At 37.6% G+C, this 19,407-nt stretch carries 32 protein-coding genes; 2 read left to right on the top strand and 30 right to left on the bottom strand.

Annotation, left to right across the window (positions count from 1 at the left end; genetic code table 11):
- Positions 1-36: 36 nt before the first annotated feature.
- Positions 37-486: a hypothetical protein gene (locus tag U473_RS01630; RefSeq protein WP_068722742.1), complete on the top strand. Its 450-nt coding sequence runs from the start codon at positions 37-39 to the stop codon at positions 484-486.
- Between the two features lie 24 nt (positions 487-510).
- Here U473_RS01630 and U473_RS01625 read toward each other — a convergent pair whose 3' ends face one another.
- The 30 genes from U473_RS01625 to U473_RS01505 all read right to left on the bottom strand — a co-directional run bounded on the left by U473_RS01625 (position 511) and on the right by U473_RS01505 (position 18,831).
- Positions 511-1,485, bottom strand: a complete 975-nt coding sequence (locus U473_RS01625) for a phage tail tube protein (RefSeq protein ID WP_068722740.1) — start codon at positions 1,483-1,485, stop codon at positions 511-513.
- Positions 1,485-1,646: a hypothetical protein gene (locus U473_RS14685; protein ID WP_161937264.1), complete on the bottom strand. Its 162-nt coding sequence runs from the start codon at positions 1,644-1,646 to the stop codon at positions 1,485-1,487. Before U473_RS14685 ends, U473_RS01625 begins: the two co-directional genes overlap by 1 nt.
- A 13-nt stretch (positions 1,647-1,659) precedes the next feature.
- Positions 1,660-2,067: a hypothetical protein gene (locus tag U473_RS01620; RefSeq protein WP_068722738.1), complete on the bottom strand. Its 408-nt coding sequence runs from the start codon at positions 2,065-2,067 to the stop codon at positions 1,660-1,662.
- 339 nt (positions 2,068-2,406) lie between these two features.
- Positions 2,407-2,559 carry a hypothetical protein gene (locus U473_RS14680; RefSeq protein WP_161937263.1) on the bottom strand — a complete coding sequence of 51 codons (153 nt, stop codon included), beginning with the start codon at positions 2,557-2,559 and terminating at the stop codon, positions 2,407-2,409.
- Entirely contained in the window at positions 2,560-3,105 is a 546-nt protein-coding gene (locus U473_RS01615; RefSeq protein WP_068722736.1) for a head-tail connector protein, read from the bottom strand. It abuts the gene before it with no gap.
- A gap of 5 nt (positions 3,106-3,110) precedes the next feature.
- A complete protein-coding gene (locus tag U473_RS01610) occupies positions 3,111-3,314 on the bottom strand; it encodes a hypothetical protein (protein WP_068722734.1) in 204 nt (67 codons plus the stop codon).
- A 52-nt stretch (positions 3,315-3,366) separates the two neighbouring features.
- Positions 3,367-3,744 carry a hypothetical protein gene (locus U473_RS01605; RefSeq protein ID WP_068722732.1) on the bottom strand — a complete coding sequence of 126 codons (378 nt, stop codon included), beginning with the start codon at positions 3,742-3,744 and terminating at the stop codon, positions 3,367-3,369.
- An 83-nt stretch (positions 3,745-3,827) separates the two neighbouring features.
- Complete coding sequence (locus tag U473_RS01600; RefSeq protein WP_068722730.1) at positions 3,828-5,060, bottom strand: phage major capsid protein; 1,233 nt, start codon at positions 5,058-5,060, stop codon at positions 3,828-3,830.
- Positions 5,061-5,072: 12 nt separating this feature from the next.
- Positions 5,073-5,684: an HK97 family phage prohead protease gene (locus U473_RS01595; protein ID WP_068722728.1), complete on the bottom strand. Its 612-nt coding sequence runs from the start codon at positions 5,682-5,684 to the stop codon at positions 5,073-5,075.
- The gene (locus U473_RS01590) at positions 5,677-6,918 is read right to left on the bottom strand and encodes a phage portal protein (protein WP_161937262.1); all 1,242 of its coding nucleotides are present in this window, start codon (positions 6,916-6,918) and stop codon (positions 5,677-5,679) included. Before U473_RS01590 ends, U473_RS01595 begins: the two co-directional genes overlap by 8 nt.
- Positions 6,915-8,471: a terminase large subunit gene (locus U473_RS01585; RefSeq protein ID WP_068722726.1), complete on the bottom strand. Its 1,557-nt coding sequence runs from the start codon at positions 8,469-8,471 to the stop codon at positions 6,915-6,917. The genes U473_RS01590 and U473_RS01585 overlap by 4 nt, the downstream gene beginning before the upstream one ends.
- Positions 8,461-8,754: a hypothetical protein gene (locus tag U473_RS01580; protein WP_153011976.1), complete on the bottom strand. Its 294-nt coding sequence runs from the start codon at positions 8,752-8,754 to the stop codon at positions 8,461-8,463. The genes U473_RS01585 and U473_RS01580 overlap by 11 nt, the downstream gene beginning before the upstream one ends.
- 77 nt (positions 8,755-8,831) lie before the next feature.
- Positions 8,832-9,197, bottom strand: a complete 366-nt coding sequence (locus U473_RS01575) for a hypothetical protein (RefSeq protein WP_068722722.1) — start codon at positions 9,195-9,197, stop codon at positions 8,832-8,834.
- Between the two features lie 354 nt (positions 9,198-9,551).
- Complete coding sequence (locus tag U473_RS01570; RefSeq protein WP_068722720.1) at positions 9,552-9,938, bottom strand: HNH endonuclease; 387 nt, start codon at positions 9,936-9,938, stop codon at positions 9,552-9,554.
- Between the two features lie 250 nt (positions 9,939-10,188).
- Entirely contained in the window at positions 10,189-10,626 is a 438-nt protein-coding gene (locus U473_RS01565) for an ArpU family phage packaging/lysis transcriptional regulator (RefSeq protein ID WP_068722718.1), read from the bottom strand.
- Positions 10,627-10,701: 75 nt separating this feature from the next.
- Positions 10,702-10,833: a hypothetical protein gene (locus U473_RS15345; protein WP_268807433.1), complete on the bottom strand. Its 132-nt coding sequence runs from the start codon at positions 10,831-10,833 to the stop codon at positions 10,702-10,704.
- Positions 10,834-10,912: 79 nt separating this feature from the next.
- Complete coding sequence (locus tag U473_RS01560; RefSeq protein WP_068722716.1) at positions 10,913-11,578, bottom strand: 2-methylcitrate dehydratase; 666 nt, start codon at positions 11,576-11,578, stop codon at positions 10,913-10,915.
- Positions 11,579-11,594: 16 nt separating this feature from the next.
- Positions 11,595-12,005 carry a RusA family crossover junction endodeoxyribonuclease gene (locus U473_RS01555; RefSeq protein ID WP_068722714.1) on the bottom strand — a complete coding sequence of 137 codons (411 nt, stop codon included), beginning with the start codon at positions 12,003-12,005 and terminating at the stop codon, positions 11,595-11,597.
- Between the two features lie 195 nt (positions 12,006-12,200).
- The gene (locus tag U473_RS15340) at positions 12,201-12,335 is read right to left on the bottom strand and encodes a hypothetical protein (RefSeq protein WP_268807432.1); all 135 of its coding nucleotides are present in this window, start codon (positions 12,333-12,335) and stop codon (positions 12,201-12,203) included.
- 5 nt (positions 12,336-12,340) lie between these two features.
- Positions 12,341-13,015 (bottom strand): ATP-binding protein, encoded by a 675-nt coding sequence (locus tag U473_RS01550; RefSeq protein WP_235589050.1) that lies wholly within the window; start codon positions 13,013-13,015, stop codon positions 12,341-12,343.
- A 408-nt stretch (positions 13,016-13,423) separates the two neighbouring features.
- Positions 13,424-13,903 (bottom strand): hypothetical protein, encoded by a 480-nt coding sequence (locus U473_RS01545; protein ID WP_068722712.1) that lies wholly within the window; start codon positions 13,901-13,903, stop codon positions 13,424-13,426.
- Positions 13,904-14,027: 124 nt separating this feature from the next.
- Positions 14,028-14,858 carry a recombination protein RecT gene (recT, locus tag U473_RS01540; RefSeq protein WP_068722710.1) on the bottom strand — a complete coding sequence of 277 codons (831 nt, stop codon included), beginning with the start codon at positions 14,856-14,858 and terminating at the stop codon, positions 14,028-14,030.
- Positions 14,859-14,874: 16 nt separating this feature from the next.
- A complete protein-coding gene (locus U473_RS01535) occupies positions 14,875-15,291 on the bottom strand; it encodes a DUF7448 domain-containing protein (RefSeq protein ID WP_068722708.1) in 417 nt (138 codons plus the stop codon).
- Positions 15,292-15,304: 13 nt separating this feature from the next.
- A complete protein-coding gene (locus tag U473_RS01530; RefSeq protein WP_068722706.1) occupies positions 15,305-16,240 on the bottom strand; it encodes a YqaJ viral recombinase family nuclease in 936 nt (311 codons plus the stop codon).
- Between the two features lie 182 nt (positions 16,241-16,422).
- Positions 16,423-16,572: a hypothetical protein gene (locus U473_RS14675; protein ID WP_161937261.1), complete on the bottom strand. Its 150-nt coding sequence runs from the start codon at positions 16,570-16,572 to the stop codon at positions 16,423-16,425.
- A gap of 96 nt (positions 16,573-16,668) precedes the next feature.
- Positions 16,669-17,178: a helix-turn-helix domain-containing protein gene (locus U473_RS01525; protein WP_068722704.1), complete on the bottom strand. Its 510-nt coding sequence runs from the start codon at positions 17,176-17,178 to the stop codon at positions 16,669-16,671.
- Positions 17,179-17,272: 94 nt separating this feature from the next.
- Entirely contained in the window at positions 17,273-17,524 is a 252-nt protein-coding gene (locus U473_RS01520) for a hypothetical protein (protein ID WP_068722702.1), read from the bottom strand.
- Positions 17,525-17,540: 16 nt separating this feature from the next.
- Entirely contained in the window at positions 17,541-17,843 is a 303-nt protein-coding gene (locus U473_RS01515; protein WP_068722700.1) for a MerR family transcriptional regulator, read from the bottom strand.
- 12 nt (positions 17,844-17,855) lie between these two features.
- Positions 17,856-18,593 (bottom strand): BRO family protein, encoded by a 738-nt coding sequence (locus tag U473_RS01510; protein ID WP_068722698.1) that lies wholly within the window; start codon positions 18,591-18,593, stop codon positions 17,856-17,858.
- Between the two features lie 13 nt (positions 18,594-18,606).
- Positions 18,607-18,831, bottom strand: coding sequence for a helix-turn-helix transcriptional regulator (locus U473_RS01505; protein WP_068722696.1), 225 nt, complete (start codon positions 18,829-18,831; stop codon positions 18,607-18,609).
- A 181-nt stretch (positions 18,832-19,012) separates the two neighbouring features.
- On the opposite strand from U473_RS01505, the gene U473_RS01500 reads away from it, so the two are divergent.
- Positions 19,013-19,405: a helix-turn-helix domain-containing protein gene (locus tag U473_RS01500; RefSeq protein WP_321164133.1), complete on the top strand. Its 393-nt coding sequence runs from the start codon at positions 19,013-19,015 to the stop codon at positions 19,403-19,405.
- Positions 19,406-19,407 lie beyond the last annotated feature (2 nt).

Raw genomic sequence — 19,407 nt, 5'->3', positions numbered from 1 at the left:
TTAGAATATGATGTATAAAAAGGAGGCGTATTTATTATGATGACTGTTGTTGTGATTAGTATTTTATTAAGCATAGTTTCTCTGATTCTAGCAATCGTTTTTGCTGTTATTAAAAAAAGAAAAAGATTTAACCAAAGCATCTTATTCACTTTTGCTTTTATCGCAATACTATTTGCGTCTATCTTTCTATTACCTGAGGATGTAGTTACGAATTCACCTGAAATTTCTAAGTTGTATCGTGTTGATGATAATATCTCATCAGTTCACTTCCAAAAAGTTTATAAAAAAGACAATACTTATTATGTTGAAGTAGTTTGGACTGGTAAAGAAAACCCACCTCAAAACACTGTCGAAGCATATGATTGGTTGAAAACTTTAGAAGAAATGCTTAGTAACCAATTTAAAAATTATAGACCTGATGCTCCCATTGTCTTGGAATACTATAACAAAGGTGAAAAGATAACTTCTTTAGCAATAAGTAAGTAAGCACTCCATTTTAGAGTGCTTTTTTTAATACGACTGTTTAGTATTAACCAAAGTTACTTTCATAGCAAAATTCGATGCAGGATCATATTTCGCTACACCCGTTGCTTGTGCTGTGATTTGTTCAGATCCACCGATGTTGATCGGAAATGCAGTATAACGTAGCTTCGGTATATCAATTATAAGCTTATAAGTAAATGTTCCACTTATTACATCACCTGTTAGTTCGATGCGTGTAGCAACTTCTTGTTGAGCTCTGAATCGATTAAATTCACTCAGATCAGAAAGATCAAAAGTAAAATTCACGGGGAAAGTTCTTCTTCCAGTTCTTCTGATACGAGAGATCTCACGAGTACCGGAAAGTGTTGTTCTACCTTCAAGGCTGTTGTTTACGCCGAATTGAAGTGTTTGAACGTCTTTATTTTCTGCACCATTGATTGATATTTTAGCTTGATGCCATAGGAATGGATTTGTTACTTCAAAGCTAGGCGCCGTTTTTGCAATAAGTTGAAGTGTTTTTGCAATGACTGCAGCCGAACCTTGCATGATCTTTTGATCAGTACCAAAAGACAACGTTAAATCATTTACTACAGCTCCGGTATACTGAAAGGCCTGCTCTAAATCGCGATGAACTTCCAATGTATAGGGTGGTAAAGCACATAAAGATGAGAAATTGTCTTGAACAGGTGTGAAAACATGTTGGTAAACAGTTGGGCTCCCTGTTGCATCAGGCTGAGTCGTAACAGGTTCCCCAAATGCAGCTCTAAGCATATGTCCCAAGACGTTTGGATAAACTTCGAATGAAATATCACCGGCAATGTTATGTAAGCCTTCAAACGATGCCGACTCATCCACAATACCACGCTGCGCTGCACTTATAATTTGTTCGATTTCTTCGTTAATCCCTTCAGATACAAATTGAAGGTATTCAGTCGAAGCTACTGGAGTCCCCCATGTAGCTTCTTTACCTAGTCCAATGTGAGTTAATGCACCAAAAGGCATTATTCATCACCATCTTTCTTCTTTTTACTTTTTATTTCTTCAAAAAAGCCGGTTTTAAATAAAGTTTCATTAAACTCTATTTCATCATCGCCTGGCTTAAATACTCCGAAGCGCGGGAATTCCCTAGGTTCATTTCCTTTGTATATCATCTTCTTACTCAATAGGATCACTCCTTTAATAATTCTCTTGAGTAGTAGCTTCTAAGTGCAATTCTGCCATTAATTGCGGATTATTCTGGTCTGTTAAAACAAAAATTTCTCCATTTGTGATTGTATGATATAAGCAAGTACTGTTTAACGATGGATTTTGCCTTAATTTGTCCAATGAATCTAGTATAAGTTGTTTTAACTCTGTTTGAGCCTTTTCTGCATCGTTCAATTGTACGTAAATACGTAAAATCCATCGCCAATCAACGTATTTTCTCCTAGTACTCTCATCTCTTTGCTTAAATCCATCAAAAAACAAGCTTGTAGCCGGTAGTTGAACTAAATTCTTAGGTTCTTGGTCATATACTTTTTTAAATGCTGCCACTTGCTCTAATATACTCTTGACATTGGTTTCAATTACTCTTAGATCTGTCATCTTAGAAACCTCTCTTAACTAAATCATTAATAGCTTCTTGAACACCTTGAGAAAATAAACCTTCTATAGTGCCTGCGCTCTCCATTTCATTGATGGTTCCACCAAAGAAGTTGTAAGCGCGCACCCCTGGATGTTTAACTACTTTGACTGGATGATCAGCACCGGACCAAGCAATAGATTTTTTAAGTTTAGTTTTGATTGTATGGGGCTTAGCTCCACCTTCTAGTATGTGAGCTTTGTAAGAAGTTGAACCTATGATCGCTTTTGCTAGTTTAGTTGTTTTTTTGAGCTCATAATCAATGCTTTTTAATAGATTTCCTTTTCCGACTAGCCCTTTAGTTACGATTGTTTTTTTACGTTTTTGTCTACTGCTTTACCAACGTTTTCTAAACCTTTTTCAATGGCATCAGACGCTAAATGTTGATGATTATCTATTAAATATTGTGCGTCTTGGCTTATTTCAAGATTCCCTGTGATTTTTATTGCGACCATTTACACCAACACCCTTCTGTACGGTCCTAATATTATTCTTATTTGCGGTGGAATAGCCTCTGGACGCAATACAATACCTTCGCCAAAGGTACGACCGAAATCTGCAACGTCCATTTTATAAAAAAACATTACAAGATGCTTACAAGCAAGTTCTACATCTGCAGGAATTGCAGTATAACCAGCTGTATATGTTACTTTAATATTCATTATTCCTGCTGGCCAAACTGAATTTAATCGTACTACGATTCCAGAATCTTTCCGTACCTTATATTCAGTCGAGTCTACTAAAACATCATCAATTTTGATAGACGTGACTGAATATACCGGAAAGTTTTTAAGTATAAGATTTGATGTTTCTTTGCCGTCGTATTCCTCGTCTGTGTAAGTACTCTCAATAAACGAACGATTACAGTAGTTTTCGATAACATTAGATGAAGCGTTGATCAACGCTTCAAACAAAGAATCCTGACTTGTATCCGTTGCATCGATTTTAAGGTATTCTTTGACTGCGGTAACGGAAGTTAACGCGTTTGCACTAAGCGCCATTTAGATCACTTCTTCCGCTGTGTTTTTTTAGGGGTTTCCTTCTTTGGAACTTCTTTTTTCTCATCTGGCTGTTCAACATACGCAGCATATTTACCAGCAACTAAGACTTCTGCTTCTTTTATATCCACATCATATTCTCTACCTTCAATCATTACACCATCAGGACCAGCGCTAGTCGTTTTCATTCTAAGTTTTATTTTTTCAGCCATTTTCACACCTCCAAAAAGCCGGGCATCTTTACCCGGCTTAATCAACCAATTATTACACTACTGGATACTTACGTGCATGTCCTCTAACTACTAAGGCGCCATAAACACCGCCTGTAGTAGCACCGGACACTGTGCTTACTACACGAATATAACGTTTTGTTCCGATATATCCTACACGTTGGTTAGTGCTATTTGCTAGATTTGATAATGTCCCGATCAAATCAGCTGCATCAACAGCAGTAAATGTAACATTATCATCGCTTTCTTCAATTGTTGGTGTATGAGTACCATCAGTAATAGTGCCAACTTGAATAACAACAGTTGCAGCATCAAAACCCTGTAAATCAACACCAGTACCATTAGCAGTTGCTGTTCTTGCAGCCGGTTCTAACGTAGTAACTGCATCAATATTATTTTTCATATCTTGCACTTTAGATCACTCTCCTAATTAATATTCTAAAAAAACAAAGAAAGAAGGGCATAAAAAATAACCCTTCTTTTGGGTTAATTACTTTAAGCTAATTTCACACGTACAAACGCTTCTTCCAGAACTGGCATACCATCTGTTTCTAGGCGACCAATAAATCCAGTCTGATTAGTTTCAGCATAAAGTTCTACTAAACGTTGGATCTGCATATCTAATGCATCAGCAATCCAATAGTAACTGAAAACTCCTAAAATACCAACGTAGTTGCCAGTAGTAAATGTGTTTGGAGCGTATTCACTCATGTGGTAAGGTAAATCAAGAATTTTGTCAGGTTCACCGCCAGCTAAACCAGGCGTCCAGATGTATTGATTATTTGCATCTTTCAATTTGCGAATTTGTTTTACTGCATCACGATGGAAAATCCAACGTGCTCTTGGATGATATGCTCCTTTCAATGCAAATTTCGCTTCGATTAAACCATCGCCTTGTATTGAAGTTGCAGTATTACCTGTGCTTACATCTCGATTTGTAGAAATACCATCTTTTGACGCAGTAAATATACCTAATGGTTTATTTACTCCATCACCAGTCATAAACGCTTTTTCTTGGGCTACAGCAAATTTGTAAGCTAAACGTTCTCTAACTAAAGACTCAGCTCCATTACTGGTTAATCTAAGCAATGTATTAGAGATTAATGCACGCTTGGATAATGGATGTGGACGAAGTTCACGTTTACCGAATCCAATTTCTGTTGTGCTACCTGTTTTTAATTCTGATGTCCATTCAGCATCATCTGCGTCAGAATCCAATGTTGGAACACCTAAACTTTTTGAAGTGGCAATTGATTCTGTAGTTGCAAATTGACGAATAATTACATGATCATCAACCGCTTTGATTAACTCTTGAACAAATTTTTGAGCTGCTACTAAGTAACCGCCACCTGCATCGTTGTCAGCTTGCATTGCACGAATTTCTTTTTCACTTAAAGCAGTAGTACCGGAACGAATGAAGCGTTCAAATGCTGCACGATATTCTTCAGTTGCTCTAGGATTTTCTCTGCTCTCTGGGTTTTGCTGTTGACCTGGTTCTTGACGGTATGGTTCACCTTCACGACCTTCAAGGCCACTTTCTAAAGCTAATAATCTTTCTTCACGCTCAATCTCCTTACCCATATCATCAACATCTTTCATGATACGGTCATACTGGTCTTCTTCTTCAGAAGTCAAACTACGGTTTTCTTTTTCTGCAGTTTCTAACAGATGCCGTGCTTCTTTTACTAATGCAGCACGTTTTTGTTTCTTTTCTAAGATTTTTTTCAATTTGATCACTCCTTAAATTGATTTTTCTAATAAATCTAGCTTTTTCTTTCTGATAGCTATTTTGCTATCAGGTTTTTTCGCTTTTGTTTTTTGGACATAAGCTTGATAAACGTCTTGAGCTGATCTAACACCAACCGACGTTTGGGGATATGCAGCAAATGTCACAGGTGATACTTCATATAAGTCAGCTTCTAATACGGTTCTAATAGGATAGTCCGGGTCTGCTTTTTCATCCCATTCATCCTTAAAGCCCTTAAACATAAATGACATCTCTGAAACATCACCACGCCTAATAGATTCGACTGCATCTTTTCCCCAAGTGGTTTCAGGGGGAATGAGTTCGAATTTTGCTCCTCTGTCATCTTCATAAATAGTTAATGTCTTGTTAGTGGTTCTACCAAGGACTTTTGATACATCATGTTGCCATAAGGCTCGAATATCGCCATTAACTAAGTTTCTAAATGCACCTTTGGCAAACTTTTCACGAAAAAAACCCATAATTGGATTAGATAATTTCTCCCACTCAATAAAATAACCGGTTATCTTTATAGGCTCGTCACCTTCTCCAGCCCTAACTTCAATACCTGTTATGTCAAATGCCCTTTGTTCAAGTTTTTCATTCATTCTTACCATCACCCCCTTTATTGCTTGCTTGATTAATTAATTGCGTTTTTGGTAGGCTTGCTGAATTAATAAAATACACTTTACCTTGTCCATTTGGTTGCGGATTCATGTTTTCAAGCTCTCTTATTTCGTCGGCATTAAACCATCCGTTTTGGGAAGCTATTTGATAAGCTTCAAAACGACTTTTTATATCCCCTCTTAGAAGCCCATCTACTTTAAACTCAGGGAAAAATTTATCAGAATTAAATAGCTTCATCTTAAGAGCTTGTTCAATTCTGACTAACCAAGGACGTATTGTGTGAACTACAAATTCGATTGATTGATGTTCGATATTACTGAAGGTCGCTCTCTCCAGATCACCAATCATGTGCGGTGGAACACGGAATATCCTTGCTATTTCGTTTAATTGAAATTTACGAGTTTCCAAGAATTGTGCATCGTTTGGTGGAATAGTGTTTTTAGCAAATTGCATTCCTTCTTCTAAAAGCATCAAGGTATGAGATTTGCCAAGCCCTTCGTATTTTTCTTGCAATTCTCGCTTTAAACGTTTATAAGCTGGATCAGATAATGTATTTGGATGAGTTACAACAGCTCCGACATTCATACCATTTGCAAAAAATCTTGATCCAAATTCTTCAGCTGCGAGACTTAATCCTATTGCCTCTTTTGCCATTTGGATAGGAGAATAACCAACTAACCCATCAAAACCTAAACCTGGTACATGAATAATTTGTTCAAAATAAAGTATTTTTGTCCCTCCATCAGGCAAATTCAGTTCATATTCAATCCTTTTTGTCTTTTCATTTCTTTTAGGTTTAATTTTATTTGGAGTTAATGGCCATAACGCTACCGGTCTTCCACTGTTGTTATATTCAATATAAACATATCCGTTTCCCCAAAGCATGATATGAGAAACGATAGTTTCCCAGAAAGTAAATGCTGTCATTTCTTCGTTAGGTTGATCATGTAAAAGCCTAAATAACGGATGATCTCTTGCTTTTTCTTTTCCATTATTTTCTAACCTTTTGTAAACATTTAAAGGTAGTGATGCTATGGTCTCGGAAATTATTCTTACAGAAGCAAAAACAGCACTTGAATACAGCGCTGTTTGTTCGTTAACATTTATTCCACTTTTAGATTGCGTACCACCAGTAAACCAATCAATTACCCAACGTTCCGGCGTAGATAAATTAGAACGTTTTTCAAGCAATTTAGTTATAATAGGTATCTTCAAAATGTAATCACCCCTCTTTCTTCGTATATTGAAGCTTTATTCTCACCAAATTGTATTGCTACAGCCATTGCTATGATTAAAGCGACAGTAAGGTCTATCCTATCAAAAGACTTATTTTTCATAGGCTTTATGTTCTCATTGCCATCAACAGCTATATTTACATTACCAAAACACCAACGAGCCAAAGGATTTTCTTCATGTTTCATATGGCTCGACCTTAGAAGCCGTTCAGTTTCTTTCATTGCAGGAGATAAATTATTCATATTTTGCAGTATTTCTATTACATCAATGTCTTTATTAATCAATCTTTGAGTCAACATACGGCTATTCCAAGGATCTGAACCGAGAGCAACAAGATTATATAGCTTATTATGATTTAATATTCTGGCTTCAACGAACTCATAATCAATAACGTCACCAGGTGTTGCATGTAAATATCCTTGGTTAACCCATCTATTATATGGAACATGGTCTCGTCTTACTCTCTCTTTCATGTTATCTTCTGGAATCCAGCCCTCAGAAATAAAATACCAATCATCTAATCCATCTTGTGGAGGAAAAATTAAAACCAACCCAGTAAGGTCGGTTGTAGATGAAAGATCAAGTCCGGCATAACACTTCTTGCCGATGAGATCCGCTTTTGTGATTTCTTTTTCCGTCGTCGAGTCCCAAAGCGTAAGCGGGAGCCACCCGACTTGCTTAAGTGAAACCCATTGATTAAGCCGCAACCACCGGAATAATTTTTCTTTTGCTGGATCATTCCTAGCACCTATGGCTTCTTGACGGACACTCTCAATGTCGATCGTGACACCAAGCGAAGGGTTTGCCATGTACCAGGTAGCTTCGTCGAAGATGTCCGCATCTTCTGGTGCGCCGTAAATTTTTACATACCAATATGGATCTTCTATTTCTCCATCTTGAACTTTTCTAGCATATTCGTGTACTTCCCAACCTATTGATTTTCTATCTGGATCATCACCAGCAGTGGTAATAACCCAATATAAAGGTTCTTTACGAGCGGCTCCAGAACCGAATGTCATGACATCCCAAAGATCGCGATTTGGTTGAGCGTGAAGCTCGTCGAATATAACAACCGTCGGGTTGATACCGTGCTTTGTATATGCTTCAGCAGATAAGACTTTTAAGAACGTGCCAGTGTTTTTGTTTTTAATTAACTTTTTACTGTCTGTAATCTTAAGAATTTCTTGTAACATTGGTTCTTGATCTATCATCTGCTTAATAGCGTTGTAGACTAGTGATGCCTGTTCTCTATCTGCAGCAGCAGTATAGATCTGGCCACCTGGATCATCTAAGACTAAATGGTACAGTGCCAAAGCTGCTATTGTAGTCGTTTTAGCATTCTTCTTCGGGATTTCTAAATAAGCATAGCGGTATTGGCGATATCCATTGTTGTTTACAGTTCCGTAAACATCCCATATAATTTGATGCTGCCAATCTTGTAATATAAACGGTTTTCCATAAAAGTCATCTGTCAAATGAAGAAGTTGAATAAACTCAATAACTTCTAAGGCCCTGTTTTTATCATGTCGCATTACCTACACCACGCTTATTTAAAAAAGACGCCATTAAACTTTGTTCTTGATTTTCTGGTGTTTTAGGTATTGACCTTAAGGCTGATTGTATGGTCATAATATTTTCTTTGGATATATCAAGTACCATTTTACGTTTAGCCATGAGAGATTTATCCAGGCTTAAAATTTGACTTTGAAGTTTCATTCGGAACTGCGTTTTTTCAGTAAAGCTTAAATCCTCATCATCAGCATGTTCTTCAAAATCCCCAAGCGTTTTTAAGAACTGTGTTCTTGTCGATTCCATTTCTTTGATCTCTGCAACAAGCAAGCAATGTGTATTAATGATGTTGCCGTAAAGGTCATCATCTTTGTTGATAGATTTTAGAAGCTTTTTGATTCGCCTAAATTCTTTGTGGGCAATAGGATTTTTTTTACTTCCGGAGATTCTTTCATAGTGACTCCAGTCAGGAGTTCGCTCTCCGCTTTTGCCCTCACGGCCTTTTCAGCTTTTGTTCGATGCCCCTGAACTAATTGCAATGGTTTTGGAGGTCTACCTCCTGGCATGGTCATCACCTCTTTTCTAAATGCACTTAGTTTTGGGAAAAAATCTCGCGCGAAGGTGGGGCGCCGGTCTAGGGCTTGCTCCTTGTAGAGATTGCCTACCCCCTCCCCATTGTTAGGATTAGGTAATTCTAATATAATTAATATAACCCTTGAAGGGGAGAAAGGAGCTGGTCTTCTTGACACAGGTTTTGAACTTCCCTCGTTCCTTAAAATTAGGTAACACTACTGGATAATCTACATAAACCAAGTAGACCCATTAGTGTCCTAGTTGCTATGAGCTATGAGGGGTAATAAAAAAGCTGAGCCACAACAGCTTAAGTCATAGCCTCACCCATAGAAGCCAAGAATGCACCTCTTGGTGATTTTAGAACCCAGCAACCATACTGGATAATTCTAAATATCTGCAAGTGAGTTAAGGTTCCCAAACGTGGAACAAACCCAAGAAAAGGTGCATTTTCCTTGGGTTTTGTTATTTTTTATACTTTTAATCAAGCTCAGGCAAATCTACAGCCTGCCCTTTTAGTTAATGTATATACCTTATCCATTCTCAAACCATCCATTCAATCCTTTACCCTTAATATACCTATGACCCTTTACGCTATTGCAATGGATGCATGCTGCTTGGTGATTGTTTGTATCCCAAAATCTTGGGTCGTTCTGTCCATCAGGAGGGTCGATATGGTCAACACACTGCGCTAGTCTAGTGCATCCAGGGAATTGCAGTTTGCAAAACGCATTCTCAGGCTGTTTAAGAAAATATTTAGAATATCTTTGCCAGCGCCAATCATAACCTCTCTGTGCAGCTGTTCCACGATGTTCATCATATCTTTTCTGTTCTTGTTTCTTATGCTTCTCACAATAACGTTCTCTTGTTAGGTTCGTGCATCCAGGATATGAACACGGTTTCAATGGTCTATTCGGCATTTTTATCCGCCTTCCACCCATCCAACTTTATACACCGCACGAACGGACAAACAATCTTATTTCCAGCATGGCTAGCCCACACACATTTATTACACATAACCATCACATCCGAGATAAAATAAAGACCGCCCATTCGGACGGCCATAAGGGGGAGAAAAAAGTATGAGATAATTACAGTTTTTACTTGATATCATAATAACAGTTTTATTAGCACTTTCTCTACGCATTTTCTACGCGATTTCTACGCGTTTTAAATGATGTTCAAGGCAGTTGCTACTTTTCTTATAGTTTGATCCTTTAATTTATAATAAGCTGTTGAACCTAAATTTAATGACGTATACACTCTAATATCTGATGGGAATGCAGGATTGAAATACTTTTCTTTAACTAATCTTTTTTCTTCATGATTAAGTGCATTTAACGCTCTTTCAATCTGCATGATTTTCAATGCTTTTTCAGCTCTCTTGATACCAAACTTCTCAGTCGTATTTGAAATGTCTGTTCCTCTTATACTATCTTCATATGAACTAATCAAAGAAGGGAATAGATTGCCAAGTCCAGCTTTTTCTAACTCTTTCTCATTTTCTTGTGATGCCTTTAAAGCAGGATACTCATATAAAATACGTTCAACTTTTCTTACGTACAAAGATTTAGGTATCTCTTTTTCTAAAAATGACAGCTGTTCCATATACAACCACCCCTCACCCGTGATATAATATGTATGAGCAAACATATTTTCCTCTCACTAGCTGAGGGGATTTTTTTATCTAACAACTACTTTGAATCGTTTATTCTTGCTGTATTTATTTTTGTATTGTTTAATCTCAATCTTATCCACATTTTTAAGATAAACAATAACTTCATTTGTTGACTTCTTGATCACGTATAGATCCACGGCTCATCTCCTCCGTTGTTAGAAAACTCCAATGTCGCTTTAGGCATCGTGTTCATCCTCCTTTTCTAAAGGAGCAGCGTTAGGCCGCTCCTTGCTTTCCTTCATCTTTGCTATCCTGATCATCATCAGTCGTTTCCTTGTCAACATCTTTTTGTTCTTGCTCGGTAGCAGTTGTATCTATCCCTTTTTCTTCTCTCCAATCGTTCCACTTTTTAGCCAGTGGAGCTACTCTTTTTCTGTACTCATCGATAACTTCGGCTAACTTACCAGAAGATATTTCAAGCTCACGGGCCATTTTTAAGTACGATTCGCCATCAAATCTACGTTTCATAATATTTTCAAAATCATATTTTAGATCATCATATGTAGGTGCTAGTCCACTACGGATGAATTCATCTACAATATCTCTGTCAACTTCATCTGTTTCTTCCTTCGTCTCTACTTTTTCAGGTGGAAGCCCTAAGGTTAATTGCTGTTGCTCAAGATCAGGTTTTGCTTCGGATACAATACCATTTTCATCAACTTGATAAGTAATCAATGGTTTATTATCTCTAGCATTTAGTATAATGTTATACGATACAATCAATGAATCTAGGCTAACTTCAACCTTTTGATCAATCATTTCGGAAAGCATGTCTAATTTACCATTCAGACCGCTTCCTGTTACTTCAAGTACAATTTCCTTTGTTCCGCCCGGCTTTAAATTCACTTTTTTTACAACAGACTTAAATTCGATATATCCCATTTTTGATTTCCCCTCTCTAAATTTCACTGATTTGCACTTCAATGCGTGGTCGTTCGCTGTACCATTTGCCAATCTGAACATCAACTACTTGGCTATCATCTTTCCAAATCACCATCTTGAGAGCGTCCTTAATAGCTTTTAGATAGTTGTCAGCATCGGGTTTAGTTGTAGGTCTAATCAATCCTAACTCAGCCTGTGATGTCTTCTTCTTGCTGAAACTTTTGGGTATTGGTCTATAGATTCTCACTTTCATTTCAATCTGACCAGTTAGAAGATGTTTTGGCGCTTTTTCAGAAGCTACAAGTCTAACATAGTCTTTGTAGTCACTAGACTTCTTAGGATCGTACATTCGAATGTGGCCATTGATTGTCGTTGCTCTTGGTCGTCCCTGCGCCACTGGTTCTCCGTACACCGTAAATTGAATCACTGCACTACCTCCCATCCAAGGCGTTCAAGCCATTCTACAAACGGAATAGCAGCTATCTCCGGTCTGTTTAATTTGACATATTCGCTCGTGTAATAGTTTGCTAGTTTTTCGAGTAGCTCGTCAGGCATCGTTGATCACTCCTTTAACCCAAACGGTAAATTAATGCTTTTCGGCAATAACCAAAGGATGACGTTCTCATTTTGAATCATCCATTTCCAACTGCTTTAATAATTCACGAACTTCCTTCATCGATTCTTCAACGTCTTTTTCAGTCACATTTAGTGGTCTGAACAAATATCCAGAAATTTTTGGTTCGATCACTATTGGCATTTTGCTCACCCTTTCAATCTAAAGTCTTCGCCTTCGACTGCATATATTCGTCCTTTAGACATTCCGAACAGTTTACTAGCAGCCGCATCACCGATCTTTTCTGTTAACGTCTCTAGGTCTTCGTTCGATGAAAAAATGATCGGTCTTTTTGTTTTATATCGCTCATTGATGATTTGATAGTACATATCTAGCCTAAATCCGCTCGTTTTTACTTTTCCAATGTCGTCCCAAACAAGAACAGGTGTTTGAATCACTCCACCTAGAATCTTATTGAAATCGATTCCGTTATCATCATATGTTCTTGATGCTGATAGATCTTCCATGAGTGAAACATCAGACACAACAAGCGTTGGATATCCATGTCTCATCAACCATTTTGCTGCAGCGACTTGAAGATGTGTCTTGCCAAGCCCAAAGTTGTTATGTATCTTCTTCATCTTCGCTCGTAGCGTTTTGTCTTTGATTTCTTTTAACCGTTGCTCTCCAAACGCAGCGATAAATCCAATGCTATTAGATGATTGATCTTTGATGTCAGCAAACTCTTTGAGATATTGAGTCATTGCATCATATAGCGTTTTTTGAGCATCGTTCGTAATCTTGTAAGTGTCGAATCTAGCATCTTTGAATTCGTCTGGAATCATCGCGTTTTTAATGCGCGCATTTAGTCGCTTTTGCTCCATACACGAACACTCTCTTGCTGTCCAGCCGTCTACTATGAACCCTGCGTCCTTGCACTTTGGACAGTCATACGTTGTTTCTGACTGTTTTGACGAGTCCAGGAAATTGGTCGTAGTAGCTTTCCTCAATTCGTCCACTCGTATCTGTAGTTCTGTCAGATCCAGTTTTTGCATTTGGCTTCCTCCTTTCTGTTTTGTTGTAGTGTTTTTGCATGATTTGCTTGTAGCAATATCCGAATGAATTGATCGTATCGCCTTGGAACTTCGGCTTGTAGGTGTCGAATGCTTCGTCGATCCACCGCAGCACGTCGTCAAGGTCAATATTCGCTGTTATAATGTTTTGGATTTGTTCAAATTCTTTCGGCGAGATAAAAAATCCACTGCCTTTTCGCTCGAGAAATTTTTGCTCTATCAATCTCGCTGATTTTTTTCTTCGCTTTCTTCAACAACAACATTATCTTTTTTATCTTTCTTTTCTTTTTTATTATTGTTCCAACGCTGTTCCAACGCTGTTCCAACGCTGTTCCAAGTTGTTGTTTTGTAGTTGTCTAAACCTTGATATAACTCGTAATTTACCACTGTGAATAGTGTTCCATGTTCTGTCTCTTCGATTTTCAATCGATTTTCTTCGACTAATTGATTAATTTTTCTTTGAACACTAGAAAGTGGATATTTTTTGATTTTCCGATTTTCGGTATATGCTAGTTCATCAATTAGATTCCGATATGATTTTAAGAATTGACCTCGTTTAACATGGACATTTCCAACCTTAATGCCTTCTTCGGCAAATACGGCATTTCCGTAGATGTAAAAGAAAATACGAAACTTCATAACATCCTGCCATATAGGGTGATTAAATATATCTCGACTTGTTTGAAACGCTCCAGCCAACTTTATTCACCCTTCTTTCTAAAATTTGGTGACATCGGCTGCCACCGTTTCTATGTATAAAGTTTCTTGTTTCCAGCGGCCATCCACTTGTACTCAAAAGGGAATGGAATTTGATATTCAAACATTAAACCTGTCCATCGAATAATTCATTGATTTCAGTTTCTTGATCAGCTTGTTCAACTTGATCCATGTCATGATGTTGACTAATATCAATTACATCATCCACGTACTCAGGATCACTGGTGATATCTTTCCGAACAACCTCATCTTGTGATGCTTGTTGTTGAATCTCAATACTGATAGGCAAGTACTTCCACATATGCCTTACTACTGTCTTTTTAGCCATCTCTTCGTAGTCCGTGATCCACGGGCCATTTTTTGAAGCCTTAGAACGTTGACGTCGTTTCTCAATCTCTTCGATTGGCATAAATTCAAACTGGTATCCACCATCTTTGAAATGAGCGACTGCGTATACCCCAACCATTTGCCCACGTTCTTTCATTGCAGGCTTGTGAGTGAGTTTAGGGTGTAATCCATACTCATATTCAAAATCATCATTCTCGTAAACTGCATGAGCATAAATGCTTTCAATATGACCAGATCTACGGGCTAGATCAATCATTCCTTTATATCCAATGATGAAAGTGGCCTCTTGACCGTAAGGAATGATGTAACAGTGTCCAATTAGATTAGGTTCCAATCCAAGTTGCGCTGCTTGCATGACAGCTCCCATTAAAGAAGGAACGGAACATTGTAGCAATTTAGGATTTGTTCTGATTGTTGTCAGAGCAATTCGAGTCATACGGTCAATATCCATATGTTTAGGTAGTGCTTCTTTAATTTTAGGTGCCATTGCTTTTAAATAAGCCTCAATTGTTTGGGCTGGTGATGATGTAGGAGCTTGTCCGTTTGCTCTGTTTGCTAACTGATTCTTTACATCTTGTGGTTTTGCCATAGTAAATCGCCTCACTTTATAAAGTTTCGTCTAAAATAATCTCATTATCTTTTAATACTAAAATATCGTGGCCGTAATACCCGTTATGAGCGTTATATACAGCTAATTGAAATACTCCATTGGTTGTGACGAAATCTACGAATTGTATTCCTCCGCCATCACTGTAGTAATCACTTTCTTCAACTTTTTGTTTATTCAAGGCTGTATCAGTCAGATCTATTTCTTTAAGTTCAGCTCCTACGAAATGGCTTAAATCATCATCACTCGAAAAATATCCCCAACTTTCACAACAGGATTGATAGTTTTGGATTAAAACCTGAATGACATGAACATCCGTTTCTACTTTGTAACCACCCATTCTTCGGAAACCATAATTATCAACTTTTAGATCAAAAACTTCTTCTATCTTTTTGATTTTCCCTAATGAGTCCATTATCTTCACATCTCTATTTGATTGAAAATCTACGGTAAGATGATTGCTTAGCGTATTTTTCAAACAGATCAGGATGATCTTTTTTGAATGTTTTACTATCAAATTTAGTTGAGTTTACTGTTTTCCAAGTGATAACATGGTAATTAGAAAATCCTTTTTCATATTCACCAAGCATGGCTTTTAAGCGATTCTCATACTCTGTTTTCTTTTCTTCTAGCTGCTTTAGTTCTTCGCTGACTTCTTCTAAAGCTTCAATCAATACATCAGCTTCACTTTCAAGTTCTATCTCGCTATCAGGTTCAGCTGTTGGATATAAAGTTTTAAGCAAACTACTAGATGCCTCAGAGCCATCGAACATTGGTGGATTTTGCTTAAGAACATGATTCTCCCAGAAGTCTTTTTCAATGTTAATCAGAAACTCAATGATTTCTTCATCGCGTTCGATCTTCTTGTAGATGAACTTATTTCCACCGATCAGCACGGCGATCCACCACGCTTCATAACCTGTTACAGCCATGTAATGCTGTACTTGCAATAGATAAGCGGCAGGAATCTCGTCATCCTTCCATTCGTTCTTCATGTACTCAGAAGCGGTCTTACACTCCAAACCCACGTTTTCACCAACTATCAATCGATCGATATTTGCAAGCATGAAAGGATGCTCTGGATGTTGAAGGATTGCATTTTTTCTTCTTACTTTTAAACCAGTACGCTTTGAAAACTCCTGAGCTACAACATCTTCGAGTAATGTTCCAAAGTACGCTGCCTCACTTACTACTTCTTCTACTTCTACCATTCCAGTTTTCTCTAAGTAGACAGCCACTGGAGACTTCCATTTGTTCAGACCTGCAATCGCTGCAGCGTCACTGCCACCAATTCCATTACGTCTTGCTTTGAGCCATTCCTCACGACTCATATCATTTGTCATCGTTAAAACAGTTGCGTTCATTAATAATTCCCTCCGTTTAATTTGAATTTTTGAGGGCTATCTAGTAAAATTAAATTGGGTGTTTTACTAAATAGCCTTATTGATTTAAGCCGTTTGCTTTGCGAGAGCAGCGGCTTTTTCCATTTCAGCTTCAATGGCTGCTTTTAAGTCCTTTGCCTTTCCAACAAATACGAATAACTTTTTCATACTATCGCCTCCTTTAATTGGCTTTTTACTTGCCGTAGTCTCATAGTGTAATACTTAAGTGCTCCAGCTACTTCTTGATCATTTGAGTTCTTGAGCATCTTAACAACACGAGAGTAATAGTGCACTTCATCAATCAGCTTCCCCATTCTTATACCTCCTCACATAATCCAAAATAATGTGTAATGTATCTAGATCGTTGTTGTTTGTTTCACGTAGTGCTTGCAGTAACATGCTTACCATCCTTATCCCCTCACGTAATGTCTTTCTTGTAACTTTTTGAAGTGTTCATGCCAGAGCTTAATCCAACTGAACCCATACTCTTTTGTTAATATCGCCACTAAATGACTTGCCGCATAAATTGCATCGATTACCTGTAACAAAGTTTTTTTAATCTTTTCTAACTCGGATGGACTAACGGAATTTGCTAAGTTGACTACCGAAATTCCTCTTAATGCTTCAATAGCCTCCTGTAACTCCTCTTCCGTCTTGGCTTTCACGCTTGCTCTATGTAGATCTACAAATTCTCCATCAAGCTTTCGTACCCATGTTCCTGCTGTATACTCATTAGCAACTTCCATGGCAAACCAAGGATTGTCAAACTTCTTGACGATATTTTGCGACACATCCACTGGTATCTTTGCTCTTTCAGTCTCATAAGCCGAGATACTTTCACGACTTACATTCAGATCGAATGAAACTTGAAGTTGTGATTCTTGCCCTCGTGTCTCTTTTAATACCTTACCAACCGACATGTTTTCACCTCCTCTCATTTACCGCCCTAGGATGAACTCTAGATGTATTATTAACCTGTGCCCCTCACCCGTGGGCTTGTCCATGTACGGTTCCCTAATAGGAGCCTTCTTTCTCACTTACCAATGCGACATACTTAGCTTTTAACTGTTCGAACTTTTCTTCTAGATGGCTAGCGGATATAATTGCGTTCTCACGGTAATATTGGATTGCTTCGTAGATACCTTTCATTTGTTTTTCAATCAGATCATCATTGCCGAAATCGTCTATTAATTGTTCAACACAATCGATTTGCTTAGATATTCCGTTATAAAGAAACTGTACTGCTGAAAATGGCATTAGTTCCAAATGATTCACCCCCTTTCTAGGCACTCAGATTGAATTCATGTGCGTGCTCTTGGATCCAATCTAAAAACTTCTGAGTTGGTATCTTGATATGTGCCTTCGGACTGTCACTGGTTCTGATAGCCGGAAACGTTGGATGCTTGGTGATCTCATACATTGTAGTAGTTCCAACTTTCAGTATCTCTTTAGCTTCTTTCACAGTGATTACTGGCGGATATCCATTCGTTTGTTGAGCCTGTACTATCTCAGCTTTAAGTTCTTCTTTCATCTTTGTTAGTTCTTCGCGGATGATCTTACGTAGCATATTCTCAAATGAATCCATGGTTTCACCACCTTACTTTGCTTGTTGAAGTAAACCTTGTTTTTGAAGCAGTCTACCAATGAATTCAATGCCTTTAGCAGTAACAAGAGTCTGTACCTTATTATCAGTTCGATTACTTCGAACGATAGGAACTTGCCTTACGCTGAAATAGCCACGATCTATGTACTCTTGGTAAGGCTCGTTGTTGTGACGTAATACTTTCTGTTCACGTAGAAACGCAAACATCTTGTTTCTACCCCAGTTGAACGATTTTGCCACTGCGCTCATGGTTTGAGCATTATCAGCGCTAGCGATTACATCAAACATTTCTGCTTTAGGAGCTGTAATTTTAAGCTGTTGTTCTAGTCTTTCTCTTGCTTCAACTTCATCAGCTAGTAATCGAAGTGCTTCCGAGAAAGTTTGCGGTAGTTGATATTTTTGAATAGAATATGATCCTGTTTTTCGAATTGATGGAATTACTTCATGAGTAATCCATCTTTTGAATTGTTTTGCTTCATGTTTATTGCTGGTCATGATCAAAGCATATAACCCTGATTCATTTACAATTGTTGTATTCTGTTCTCTGCCAAGTGAATCGGTGAGGTAAACTTTACTTACCTCATCTTCATCAAGTCTAGAAACGGCCACTTTATGATTCGAATGGTTTAGTACGTCACAGACATCTTTAGCAACAAACCACGGTTCATCATTTATGATGACTGTTCGAACTTGATGGTTTTGATAATTGAATACTTGTTGAAGTTGATTCATACGTATTCACCCCCTATGCGGTTGATGTTTTATGTTCTTTAAAGGAACATTCATCTTTAAAAAAAAGAGTCCAGTTAACATCAAGTTCTAAACCTATTAGTTTTGCAATAGGAACAGTTGGGGTTTTTGTACCATTCTCTATGTGAGTATAGTAGCTTCTAGATATTTTACACCTATCGGCAACTTGGGTTTGCGTTAACCCCTTTGCAATACGTTTTTCTTTAAGCCATTTTCTCAATTCATTTCACCTCCGAATTGTTCTTTTAAGTAACATCTTTATCTTTATTATATGTTCCCTAAAGTAACATGTCAACACTTAAATTATACTTTTTGGAACAAACATTTAAAGTTTCTAAAAGTAACATTATAATGGAAAGAAAGTTATAAAAATAAAATATTATAATGGTGGTTGTGTGAATATGTTTGGAAAGCGGTTGAAAAACATAAGAGAAAAAAAGAAGAGTTCGGATTCTAAATGGACTCAAGAGTATGTAGCAGATCTTATCGGTGTTGCTCGGTCTACTTATACTGCATATGAAAATGGAACTAAACAGCCTCCATTAGAAACTGTAAATAAAATTGCTGATCTTTTTGGAGTTTCAACCGATTGGCTTCTAGGTCGTGATTCTACTTCTTCCTCACATGATGAACTAGATGAAGAAATAAAAAAACTCCTAAACGACCCAGAAAACGGAATTTTCTTCAAAGACTATCTAAGTGCTCCAGAAGAAAAGAAAAAGCAACTCCGAGACTTCATGAAGTTCTTACTCGAGCAAGAGAAGGATCGAAAGCCTGGGGATAAGCAAAAATAAAC

Origin of the sequence: Tepidibacillus decaturensis (assembly GCF_001561915.1) — a bacterium.
GTDB classification, from domain to species: domain Bacteria; phylum Bacillota; class Bacilli; order Tepidibacillales; family Tepidibacillaceae; genus Tepidibacillus_B; species Tepidibacillus_B infernus.
This window is presented reverse-complemented; position numbering and strand designations above follow the sequence as displayed.

Bases quoted from the DNA above. Each gene is read 5' to 3' on its own strand.
- U473_RS01630 (WP_068722742.1), top strand. From the start codon at position 37: ATGATGACTGTTGTTGTGATTAGTATTTTATTAAGCATAGTTTCTCTG.
- U473_RS01625 (WP_068722740.1), bottom strand. From the start codon at position 1,485: ATGCCTTTTGGTGCATTAACTCACATTGGACTAGGTAAAGAAGCTACA.
- U473_RS01620 (WP_068722738.1), bottom strand. From the start codon at position 2,067: ATGACAGATCTAAGAGTAATTGAAACCAATGTCAAGAGTATATTAGAG.
- U473_RS14680 (WP_161937263.1), bottom strand. From the start codon at position 2,559: ATGGTCGCAATAAAAATCACAGGGAATCTTGAAATAAGCCAAGACGCA.
- U473_RS01615 (WP_068722736.1), bottom strand. From the start codon at position 3,105: ATGGCGCTTAGTGCAAACGCGTTAACTTCCGTTACCGCAGTCAAAGAA.
- U473_RS01610 (WP_068722734.1), bottom strand. From the start codon at position 3,314: ATGGCTGAAAAAATAAAACTTAGAATGAAAACGACTAGCGCTGGTCCT.
- U473_RS01595 (WP_068722728.1), bottom strand. From the start codon at position 5,684: ATGAATGAAAAACTTGAACAAAGGGCATTTGACATAACAGGTATTGAA.
- U473_RS01585 (WP_068722726.1), bottom strand. From the start codon at position 8,471: ATGCGACATGATAAAAACAGGGCCTTAGAAGTTATTGAGTTTATTCAA.
- U473_RS01580 (WP_153011976.1), bottom strand. From the start codon at position 8,754: ATGGAATCGACAAGAACACAGTTCTTAAAAACGCTTGGGGATTTTGAA.
- U473_RS01570 (WP_068722720.1), bottom strand. From the start codon at position 9,938: ATGCCGAATAGACCATTGAAACCGTGTTCATATCCTGGATGCACGAAC.
- U473_RS01565 (WP_068722718.1), bottom strand. From the start codon at position 10,626: ATGGAACAGCTGTCATTTTTAGAAAAAGAGATACCTAAATCTTTGTAC.
- U473_RS01560 (WP_068722716.1), bottom strand. From the start codon at position 11,578: ATGGGATATATCGAATTTAAGTCTGTTGTAAAAAAAGTGAATTTAAAG.
- U473_RS15340 (WP_268807432.1), bottom strand. From the start codon at position 12,335: ATGCCAATAGTGATCGAACCAAAAATTTCTGGATATTTGTTCAGACCA.
- U473_RS01550 (WP_235589050.1), bottom strand. From the start codon at position 13,015: ATGGAGCAAAAGCGACTAAATGCGCGCATTAAAAACGCGATGATTCCA.
- recT (WP_068722710.1), bottom strand. From the start codon at position 14,858: ATGGCAAAACCACAAGATGTAAAGAATCAGTTAGCAAACAGAGCAAAC.
- U473_RS01535 (WP_068722708.1), bottom strand. From the start codon at position 15,291: ATGGACTCATTAGGGAAAATCAAAAAGATAGAAGAAGTTTTTGATCTA.
- U473_RS01530 (WP_068722706.1), bottom strand. From the start codon at position 16,240: ATGAACGCAACTGTTTTAACGATGACAAATGATATGAGTCGTGAGGAA.
- U473_RS14675 (WP_161937261.1), bottom strand. From the start codon at position 16,572: ATGGGGAAGCTGATTGATGAAGTGCACTATTACTCTCGTGTTGTTAAG.
- U473_RS01525 (WP_068722704.1), bottom strand. From the start codon at position 17,178: ATGTCGGTTGGTAAGGTATTAAAAGAGACACGAGGGCAAGAATCACAA.
- U473_RS01515 (WP_068722700.1), bottom strand. From the start codon at position 17,843: ATGGATTCATTTGAGAATATGCTACGTAAGATCATCCGCGAAGAACTA.
- U473_RS01510 (WP_068722698.1), bottom strand. From the start codon at position 18,593: ATGAATCAACTTCAACAAGTATTCAATTATCAAAACCATCAAGTTCGA.
- U473_RS01500 (WP_321164133.1), top strand. From the start codon at position 19,013: ATGTTTGGAAAGCGGTTGAAAAACATAAGAGAAAAAAAGAAGAGTTCG.